General features: G+C 71.3%; 10 protein-coding genes. All 10 read left to right on the top strand.

Features of this window, described 5'->3' with window-relative positions; translation table 11 throughout:
- The coding region (gene purC / locus Q0W60_RS16825) for a phosphoribosylaminoimidazolesuccinocarboxamide synthase (RefSeq protein WP_297697239.1) at positions 1-699 on the top strand (699 nt) is incomplete at its 5' end.
- 2 nt (positions 700-701) lie between these two features.
- On the top strand, positions 702-941 hold the full coding sequence (gene purS / locus Q0W60_RS16820; protein ID WP_297697238.1) for a phosphoribosylformylglycinamidine synthase subunit PurS: 240 nt from the start codon (positions 702-704) through the stop codon (positions 939-941).
- A gap of 219 nt (positions 942-1160) precedes the next feature.
- The gene (gene purQ, locus Q0W60_RS16815; protein WP_297697237.1) at positions 1161-1823 is read left to right on the top strand and encodes a phosphoribosylformylglycinamidine synthase subunit PurQ; all 663 of its coding nucleotides are present in this window, start codon (positions 1161-1163) and stop codon (positions 1821-1823) included.
- Between the two features lie 275 nt (positions 1824-2098).
- Positions 2099-4300 carry a phosphoribosylformylglycinamidine synthase subunit PurL gene (gene purL, locus Q0W60_RS16810; RefSeq protein WP_297697236.1) on the top strand — a complete coding sequence of 734 codons (2202 nt, stop codon included), beginning with the start codon at positions 2099-2101 and terminating at the stop codon, positions 4298-4300.
- Between the two features lie 85 nt (positions 4301-4385).
- On the top strand, positions 4386-4982 hold the full coding sequence (locus Q0W60_RS16805) for a hypothetical protein (protein ID WP_297697235.1): 597 nt from the start codon (positions 4386-4388) through the stop codon (positions 4980-4982).
- A 23-nt stretch (positions 4983-5005) separates the two neighbouring features.
- Positions 5006-5959, top strand: coding sequence for a phytanoyl-CoA dioxygenase family protein (locus Q0W60_RS16800; RefSeq protein ID WP_297697234.1), 954 nt, complete (start codon positions 5006-5008; stop codon positions 5957-5959).
- A complete protein-coding gene (locus tag Q0W60_RS16795) occupies positions 5956-6915 on the top strand; it encodes an alpha/beta hydrolase-fold protein (RefSeq protein WP_297697233.1) in 960 nt (319 codons plus the stop codon). The genes Q0W60_RS16800 and Q0W60_RS16795 overlap by 4 nt, the downstream gene beginning before the upstream one ends.
- 61 nt (positions 6916-6976) lie before the next feature.
- Positions 6977-7456 (top strand): hypothetical protein, encoded by a 480-nt coding sequence (locus Q0W60_RS16790; RefSeq protein ID WP_297697232.1) that lies wholly within the window; start codon positions 6977-6979, stop codon positions 7454-7456.
- A 162-nt stretch (positions 7457-7618) separates the two neighbouring features.
- Positions 7619-8191: a TetR/AcrR family transcriptional regulator gene (locus tag Q0W60_RS16785; protein WP_297697231.1), complete on the top strand. Its 573-nt coding sequence runs from the start codon at positions 7619-7621 to the stop codon at positions 8189-8191.
- Between the two features lie 22 nt (positions 8192-8213).
- On the top strand, positions 8214-8615 hold the full coding sequence (locus Q0W60_RS16780; RefSeq protein WP_297697230.1) for a VOC family protein: 402 nt from the start codon (positions 8214-8216) through the stop codon (positions 8613-8615).
- The last annotated feature ends 134 nt before the right edge of the window (positions 8616-8749 follow it).

Below are 8749 nucleotides of genomic sequence, written 5' to 3'. Positions count from 1 at the left end.
GAGCCCGGCACCCTGATCCAGTACTTCAAGGACGACACCACCGCCTTCGACGCCACCAAGAAGGCGGTGCTGGAGGGCAAGGGGGTGATCAACAACCGGATCAGCGAATATGTGATGACGCGGCTCAACACCATCGGGGTGCAGAACCACTTCATCAAGCGGCTGAACCTGCGCGAGCAGCTGATCCGCGAGGTGGAGATCATCCCGCTGGAGGTGGTGTGCCGCAACATCGCCGCCGGCAGCTTCTCCAACCGCTTCGGCGTGCCGGAGGGCCAGGCGCTGCCGCGCTCGATCATCGAGTTCTACCTGAAGGACGACAAGCTGCACGACCCGATGGTGGCCGAGGAGCACATCACCGCCTTCAACTGGGCCTCGACCCAGGAGATCGACGACATGATGGCCCTGACGCTCAGGGTGAACGACTTCCTGACCGGCCTGTTCGGCGGGGTGGGGATCACGCTGGTCGACTTCAAGGTGGAGTTCGGGCGGATCTGGGAGAACGAGTTCGCGCGCATCATCCTGGCCGACGAGATCAGCCCGGATTCGTGCCGGCTGTGGGACAGCGCCACCAACGAGAAGCTGGACAAGGACCGCTTCCGCAGGGACCTCGGCAACGTGATCGAGAGCTACACCGAGGTGGCCAGGCGCCTGGGGATCATGAAGGAGATGCCGACGGTGATCCAAGGAGGTCTGCACTGACGATGCGGGCCAAGGTGCATGTGTTCCTGAAGGAGGGCGTGCTGGACGTGCAGGGCAAGGCCGTCGAGCAGGCGCTGCACGGCCTGGGCTGGGCGGACGTCGGGCACGTGCGGGTCGGCAAGACCATCGAGTTCGAGCTGGCGGCCGGCGACAAGGCCAAGGCGGAGGCGCAGGTGCAGGCCATGTGCGAGAAGCTCCTGGCCAACACGGTGATCGAAAGCTACCGCGTGGAGGTGGGGTGAGGGCCCTGCCCTGCCGGCCAAACCGGAGCGCGCCGCAGGCGCGGCCGTTTGAACCGCGGAAAACGCAGAAGGACGCGGAAGGGGGCGGAGCGTGATCTCGGCTTTCTGCGCCTTTCCGCGTTTTCTGCGGTTCCTTCCTGCGGCCTGCGGCCGCGTGGCTGGGCTCCTTGGGGCCTCGGCCGACGCCCGCGAGCCGACGCCCGTGCTGGATGAGTGCGCATGAAAGCCGCCGTCGTCGTGTTTCCGGGGTCGAACTGCGACCGCGACTGCAGGACCGCGATCGAGCGCTCCACGGGCGCCGAGGTGGCGATGGTCTGGCACAAGGAGACGACGCTGCCGGAGGGGGTCGACCTGATCGTGCTGCCGGGCGGCTTCTCCTACGGCGACTACCTGCGCTGCGGGGCGATGGCGGCGCTGTCGCCGGTGATGGCCGAGGTGAAGGCGGCGGCCGGGCGGGGCGTGGCGATCGTCGGCATCTGCAACGGCTTCCAGATCCTCTGCGAGGCGGGGCTCCTGCCCGGCGCGCTCATCAGGAACGAGGGCCTGAAGTACGTCTGCAAGCCGGTGGCGCTGGAGGTGACCAACGCCCAGACCCGCTTCACCGCGGGCTACGCGGGCAGGCGGCAGGTGACCATGACGGTGGGCAACGGCGAGGGCAACTACTACGCCGACGAGGCGACGCTGGAGCGGCTGGAGGGCGAGGGCCAGGTGGTGTTCCGCTACGTGCAGAACCCCAACGGCTCGGCGCGGCGGATCGCCGGCGTCGTGAACGACAGGGGCAACGTGCTGGGGCTGATGCCGCATCCGGACCGGGCGTTCGAGCCGGAGCTCGGCTCGGCCGACGGCGCCATCCTCTTCCAGAGCGCGCTCGCCAGCGCATAGGTTCTGGTGCTGAGCGGGCAGCGCTCCAGCGGTCCTGTTCGTGTGGTTCGTGGACAAGAAAAAGGGCCGGGGGTGAGCGGGCCCCGGCCCTTCGTCGTGGAGGTGCGGCCGGCCTAGCGGCGGTCGCCCTGCCGGCGGTTGTTGCTGTTGTCGGCCATCGTGTCACCTTTGCTACTGCGGCGCGCGGGAGGCGCCAGACGCCGCCGACCAACGGGGGCTCCCGGCGATTGTTCCCCCTATCGCGTGGGCGCGAGAAGCGGGCTAGAAGCCGCGCGATGAGCGCTCAGCCCGCCAAGGCCCTGGCCGAGACCGCCGCCGAGTTCGGCCTGAAGGCCGAGGAGTACGCGCTGATCGTGCGGCGGCTGAACCGCGAGCCGAACCTGGTCGAGCTGGGCGTCTTCTCGGTGATGTGGTCGGAGCACTGCTCCTACAAGTCGTCGAAGAGGCAGCTCGGCAAGTTCCCGACCAAGGGCGCGGCGGTGATCTGCGGCCCGGGCGAGAACGCCGGGGTGATCGACATCGGCGATGGCCAGGCCTGCGTCTTCAAGATGGAGAGCCACAACCACCCGTCGTTCATCGAGCCCTACCAGGGGGCGGCGACCGGCGTCGGCGGGATCATGCGCGACGTGTTCACCATGGGGGCGCGGCCGGTGGCGCTCCTGAACGCGCTGCGGTTCGGCGATCCGGGCCACCCGAAGACCCGGCGGCTGGTCGCGGGCGTGGTGGCCGGCATCGGCGGCTACGGCAACTGCGTGGGCGTGCCGACCGTGGCGGGGGAGACCAACTTCCACCGCGGCTACGACGGCAACATCCTGGTCAACGCCATGTGCGTCGGGCTGGCCGACGCCGACAAGATCTTCTACTCGGCGGCCCCCGCGCCGGGGCTGCCGGTGGTCTACTTCGGCTCCAAGACCGGCCGCGACGGCATCCACGGCGCGACCATGGCCTCGGCCGAGTTCGACGAGGCCTCCGACGAGAAGCGGCCGACCGTGCAGGTGGGCGACCCGTTCGCCGAGAAGCTGCTGATCGAGGCGACGCTGGAGCTGATGGCCTCGGGCGCGGTGGCGGCGATCCAGGACATGGGCGCGGCGGGGCTGACCTCGTCGTCGGTGGAGATGGCCGGCAAGGGCGGCCTGGGCATCGAGCTCGACCTCGACGCCGTGCCGCAGCGCGAGGACGGCCTCACCGCCTACGAGATGATGCTGTCGGAGAGCCAGGAGCGGATGCTGGCGATCCTCAAGCCCGGGCGCGAGGCCGACGGGCGGCGCATCTTCGAGAAATGGGGCCTGGACGCTGCGGTGATCGGCAAGACCACCGAGAGCGGCCACCTGGTGCTGCGGCACAGAGGCGAGGTGGTCGCCGACGTGCCTCTGGCGCCCCTGTTCGAGGACGCGCCGCTCTACGACCGGCCGTGGGTCGCGCCCGCGCCGCAGCCGCGGCTGGCGCCGGCGGACGTGCCGGAGCCCGGGGATTACGCGCAAGCCGTGCTGACGCTGGTGAGCGCCCCCGACATGGCCTCCAAGCGCTGGATCTGGGAGCAGTACGACCGCCACGTGATGGCCGACACGCTGGAGGATTCGGCGACCGGCGCCGACGCCGGGATCGTGCGCGTGCACGGGACCCGGAAGGCGCTGGCGGTGACCTCGGACGTGACGCCGCGCTACGTGCAGGCCGATCCCTACGAAGGCGGCAAGCAGGCGGTGGCCGAGGCCTGGCGCAACCTCACCGCGATCGGCGCCACGCCGATCGCGATCACCGACAACCTCAACTTCGGCAATCCCGAGCGGCCGGAGATCATGGGCCAGATCGTGCGCGCCATCGACGGCATGGCCGAGGCCTGCCGGGCGCTTTCCTTCCCGGTCGTCTCCGGCAACGTCAGCCTCTACAACGAGACCAACGGCGCCGCGATTCCGCCCACGCCGACCGTGGGCGGGGTTGGGCTTCTCGAGGACTACGCCAGGCGAGCGGATTTCGCCGGCATGCACGGCGGCCAGCACCTGGTGCTGATCGGCGAGACCCGGGGCGAGCTCGGATGCTCGATGTACCTGCGCGAGGTCGCGGGGCGCGAGGACGGCGCGCCGCCTCCCGTCGACCTGGCGGCGGAGAAGCGCAACGGCGACTTCGTCCGCGCGGCGATCCAGTCCGGGCAGGTCTCGGTCGTGCACGACCTCTCCGACGGCGGGCTGATCGCCGCCGCGGCGGAGATGGCGCTGGCCTCCGGCTGCGGCGCCCAGCTGAACGCCGACGACGAGCTCCCAGCCCACGCCTGGCTGTTCGGCGAGGACCAGGGCCGGTATCTGGTGGCGACGGCGGCGGGCGACGCCCTGCTGGCCGCCGCCGAGGCCCAAGGCGTCCCGGCCCGCATCGTGGGCGCGGCCGGCGGCGACGAGCTGGCGGCCCCGGGCGTCTTCAGCCTCTCGCTCGCGCGCCTGCGCCAGGCCCACGAGGACTGGCTGCCGCGGTACATGGGCGGCTAGGCGCGCCCGCGCTCGGCGAACGGCGTTGCGGTGACCCTTCGGAATGCGCTTAGCTGCGGGGACCAAGTCCGATGGAGACAACGCCATGGCCGCGACGACCGCGCCCGAGAAGCCGGCCTACCTGGGCCTTCTGAACGCCATCTCCCTCGCCGAGAGCCGCGCCGGGCAATACCTGGAAGCCTGGGCCGACGTGACGCCCGACGAGGACCTCGCCTGCACGCTGCGGCTGGTGGCGGCGCGCGAGAAGAGCCACGGCGAGGTGTTCTGCCGGCGCATCGCCGAGCTCGGGTTTTCGCTGAAGCCCAAGCGCGACCCGGCGGACGGCGAGCGGCTCGCCAAGTTCGCCGACCCGCGCATCTCCGACCTCGAGAAGGTCGGCCCGGCGCGGGGCGAGGCGCGCGACACCTTCCGCGACATCAAGGCGAAGATGGCGGACGGCGAGTACGACCCCATGACCTGCAATCTTCTGCAGTGGTACATCGCCGAGGAGGAGGACTCCGGGCGGCGGCTGCGCGAGGCCTACGCCTGCGTGCGCGAGCGGGCGAACGGCCGCCGCGGCAAGGCGAACGGCGCGGCCGAAGCCCAGCCGGGGGCCGAGGCGGAGGCGATCATGGCCTGCATGACCCAGGGCTTCACCCGCCTGGAGAAGTCGATCGAGAAGCTGGCCAAGGCGATCCGCTGACGGGCCAGGTAGGAGATAAGCGGATGGCGGACGGAGCGGCGCTCGCGTCAGATCAGAGGTTCCGGCCCGAAGACGTCGAGACCTGGCGGCGCGAGGGCGCGGTGGTGATCCCGGGCTTCTTCACGCGCGAGGAGACGGCCGCGGTGGTCGCCGACTTCGAGGCGGTGTTCGGGCGCACGGCCGGCGCGGAGGAGGCGCTGGAGCGCAAGGCCGAGGGCATGGTCGGGCGTTTCCATCCCTCGCAATTCAAGGGCGTCGCGCCGGTGCCCCTGCCCTGCTCGCCGGCGCTCAACCTGATCGGCGTGCACCCGGCGCTGATCGCCTTCGCCAGGGCCGCGCTCAACGCCGAGGCCGTCCACGTCTACCAGTGCCAGGCCTGGGCCAAGTTCACCGGTGAGTCCGACTACGACCAGCCGTTCCACTGCGACTTCCCGAACCACACCCTGACGGCGCCCTCGGAGGACGAGGCGAGGAACTCGGTGACCATCCTCTGCTACTTCACCGATGTCAGCGACGCGCACGGGGCGATGCACTACGTGCCGCGCACCGACAGCGCCAAGGTGGCCGGCCCGGACGCCACCCTCAGCCAGGACCCGCAGGCCCAGGCGAAGCTGCAGGCGGGGCTCTCGGCCTATGAGCGCTCGAGCGCGGCGCCGGCGGGATCGGTCGTGCCCTACACGATCGACGTTTATCACCGCGGCACGAACCTGACGGCGCCGAACGGCCGCCGGTTTGCGCTGATGAGCTGCTGGAAGAAGGCCGGCGACGAGGCGATCGGCTTCCACGCCTGGCCCTTCCACCACACCCAACCCTGGGCGCGGATCTTCGACCATGCGACGCCGGAACAGCTCGCCTGTTTCGGCGTGCAGCCGCCCGGACATCCGTTCTGGACCGAGACCACGCTGGCGCGCGCCCAGGCGCGCTATCCGGGGTGGGACCTGTCGCCGTATCGCGCGGCGCTCGCGAAAGCCGCATGAGCGAGGCGGCGCACGCCGTCATCGGACCGCAGTTCGAGATCGCGCCGGAGTATGCGCTCGGGCCGGCGACGCCGCGCGGGACGGTCGGCGCCTTCGTCATGGACAGCCGCGACAGCGCCATCTACCCCGGCATCCGCCGGCTGGAGAACGAGGTGACGGGCCGGCGGGATGCGTGGGGCAACCGGATCGCCGCCGAGCACCACGAGCAATCCGTTCCGGACCCCTATCTGCGGACCGTCTGGACCTATGTCCCGGCGCAGCTCGCGAAGGAGGCGCCGGCGCCGATCATCGTCGCGCAGGACGGGCGCCTGTACCTGAACCACCTGCCGCGCGTGCTCGACACCCTGATCGCCGAGGGCCGCGTTCCGCCGATGGTCGCCGTGCTGGTGGAGAGTGGCGGCGGCGATGCGCAGGGCTCGCAGCGCGGCCTGGAATACGACACCCTCTCCGGGCGCTACGCCGACTTCATCGAGACCGAGGTGCTGCCGCGCGTGAGCGAGGCCACCGGCGTCGCGCTCACCGACAACCCCGACGGCCGCGCCACCATGGGGGTCAGCTCCGGGGCGGCCTGCGCCTTCACCATGGCCTGGTTCCGGCCCGACCGCTGGCGGCGCGTGCTCTGCTACTCCGGCACCTTCGTCAACCAGGCCTCGCCGCCGAACCCGGAGAGCCCGCGCGGCGCCTGGGAGTACCATGCCACGCTGATCCCCGCCGCGCCGCGCAAGCGGCTGCGCGTCTGGCTGGAGGTGGGCGAAAAGGACCTGCACCACGACGACCCGGAGGAGAGCTGGCACAACTGGCCGCTCGCCAACCAGCGGATGGCGCAGGCGCTGGCCGCCAAGGGCTACGATCACCGTTTCACCTTCTCGCTCGGGGGCCGTCATGGCGACCTCCGCGTGCTGCAGGCGACCTTGCCCTCGGCGCTGGCGTGGCTGTGGGAGGGCTATCGCGGCTGACGGGGCCTCCGTTGACAGCCGGCTGGGCCGTTCCCAGGTGAGGCCGGGGCGGAACTCAGCAATGATCGCAATGGTGCTTGGCTTGCTCGTGGTGTTCGGCCGCCTGGCGCCCGCGAGCATGGTCGGCCGGCCGATGTGGCGGCTGGCGGAACGGATCGCAGAGCGAGTGTCGCGCATCCGCACGGTCCACGTCGTCCTGGCGGTGGCGGCGCTGGCGAGCCTGGCGGCGCTGATCGCCTACGCCCAGATCGACGGCGCGATGATCGCTCTTCCCGTGGGCGCGGACGGGCTCGCCTACCTGGCCGCCGTCGACGTGGGCACGTACGTCGAGGTGATGGCGCTCGCCTGCCTGCTCGGAGCGGCCGGGGCGATCCGCGCCGCGGGCCAGGTCGTGCGGGCGATCGCCGGGCGCCGGCGGATGATCGCGGCGCGGCGGACGCGGCGGCGGGTGCGCCGCACGCCCGCAGCCGGCCGACGCCGCCCTCCGGGCCGCGATGACGACGACCCGGCGGTCTGGGCGCCCCTCCCGATCGCCGCCTAGCGAAGAGGCGGAGCGGCCGAAGACCAGCGCATCGTCCCTGCCGATGGTGACCGTCACGCCGGCGTCGAACAGGGCCCGGATTGGCTCGACGGCGCGCCGGACGTCGGGTTGACACTGACCAGGGGTCAGTAGTTAATGACCGACAGTCATTAGGAAGGACCGATGGACAAGCCGCTGCGGCGGCGCCTCTCCCCGGAGGCGCGCAAACGCGAGATCGTCGAGGCCGCCGAGCGGCTGCTGCAACAGCACGGCTCGCGGGTGCGGGTCGAGGATGTGGTCCGCGAGGCGGGCGTGGCGAAGGGCACCTTCTTCCTCTACTTCCCGAGCTGGGACGACCTGCTGGAGACCCTGCGCGACCGGCTGACCGCGGAGTTCGACGCGACCTATCCGCTGCCGACCGAGGTGGACGGGCCGGTGGACTGGCCGGCGGTGCTGGACTGGCTGGCCGGCGCCTACATCGACTTCGCCAGCGCCCGGCAAGGCATCGGCCAAGCCCTGTTCCACTCCGACTTCGCCGAGCGCCGGCCGCTTGGCGACCACGCCATCGTGCGGCTGGCCGCGATCATCCGCGCGGGCCAGGAGGCGGGCGCGTTCGGCGCGGTCGATCCGGAGCCCACGGCGCGGCTGCTGTACGCGGCCATCGACGAGGCGCCCAGGGCGGTGGCCGGCGGCATGGACCGCAACGCCACCGTGGCGGCGCTGCAGAACCTACTTCGGCGCACGCTCGCGCCCTGAACCGATCCCGAAGGAGGATCCCATGAGCGAGACCCAGGTGATGGTGCGGTACATGGTCCATGACGTGCAGGAGGCGGTGGACTGGTATGTCGGCAACTTCGGCTTCAGCGTGGTGCTCGCCTCGCCGGCCTTCGGGGCCGTGGAGCGCGGGCCGCTGCGGCTTCTGCTCAGCGGCAGGATGAGCTCGGCCGGCCGGCCCATGCCGGACGGGCGCGAGCCTGAGCCCGGCGGCTGGAACCGCTTCCAGTTCATCGTCGAGGAGATCGGGCCGGAAGTGGAGCGGCTGCGCGCGCGGGGGGTCAAGTTCCGCAACGAGATCGTCACCGGGCCGGGCGGCTCGCAGATCCTGGCCGAGGACCCCTCGGGCAACGTGGTCGAGGTGTTCCAGCCGGCGCCGATCGCCGCCTTCCAGTCGGCGCGCTGAGGCGAGGACGTCCAGGGTGAAAAGGTCGCCGTTCCCGCGGCCACGCCGGCGCTGCTGACAGGCCCAGGCCGCGCGGGCGCCGCCAGCTTGCGCCTTGTCGAGGACGCCGCGCCGGATCGGCTAGGCCGCCGCCT

Source organism: Phenylobacterium sp. (assembly GCF_025934275.1).
In the GTDB taxonomy this organism is placed as follows: domain Bacteria; phylum Pseudomonadota; class Alphaproteobacteria; order Caulobacterales; family Caulobacteraceae; genus Phenylobacterium.
This window is presented reverse-complemented; position numbering and strand designations above follow the sequence as displayed.

Excerpts from the sequence above, each read along its gene's own strand:
- Q0W60_RS16790 (WP_297697232.1), top strand. The coding sequence starts at position 6,977 with ATGATCGCAATGGTGCTTGGCTTGCTCGTGGTGTTCGGCCGCCTGGCG.
- purQ (WP_297697237.1), top strand. The coding sequence starts at position 1,161 with ATGAAAGCCGCCGTCGTCGTGTTTCCGGGGTCGAACTGCGACCGCGAC.
- purL (WP_297697236.1), top strand. The coding sequence starts at position 2,099 with ATGAGCGCTCAGCCCGCCAAGGCCCTGGCCGAGACCGCCGCCGAGTTC.
- Q0W60_RS16785 (WP_297697231.1), top strand. The coding sequence starts at position 7,619 with ATGGACAAGCCGCTGCGGCGGCGCCTCTCCCCGGAGGCGCGCAAACGC.
- Q0W60_RS16805 (WP_297697235.1), top strand. The coding sequence starts at position 4,386 with ATGGCCGCGACGACCGCGCCCGAGAAGCCGGCCTACCTGGGCCTTCTG.
- Q0W60_RS16800 (WP_297697234.1), top strand. The coding sequence starts at position 5,006 with ATGGCGGACGGAGCGGCGCTCGCGTCAGATCAGAGGTTCCGGCCCGAA.
- purS (WP_297697238.1), top strand. The coding sequence starts at position 702 with ATGCGGGCCAAGGTGCATGTGTTCCTGAAGGAGGGCGTGCTGGACGTG.
- Q0W60_RS16780 (WP_297697230.1), top strand. The coding sequence starts at position 8,214 with ATGAGCGAGACCCAGGTGATGGTGCGGTACATGGTCCATGACGTGCAG.
- Q0W60_RS16795 (WP_297697233.1), top strand. The coding sequence starts at position 5,956 with ATGAGCGAGGCGGCGCACGCCGTCATCGGACCGCAGTTCGAGATCGCG.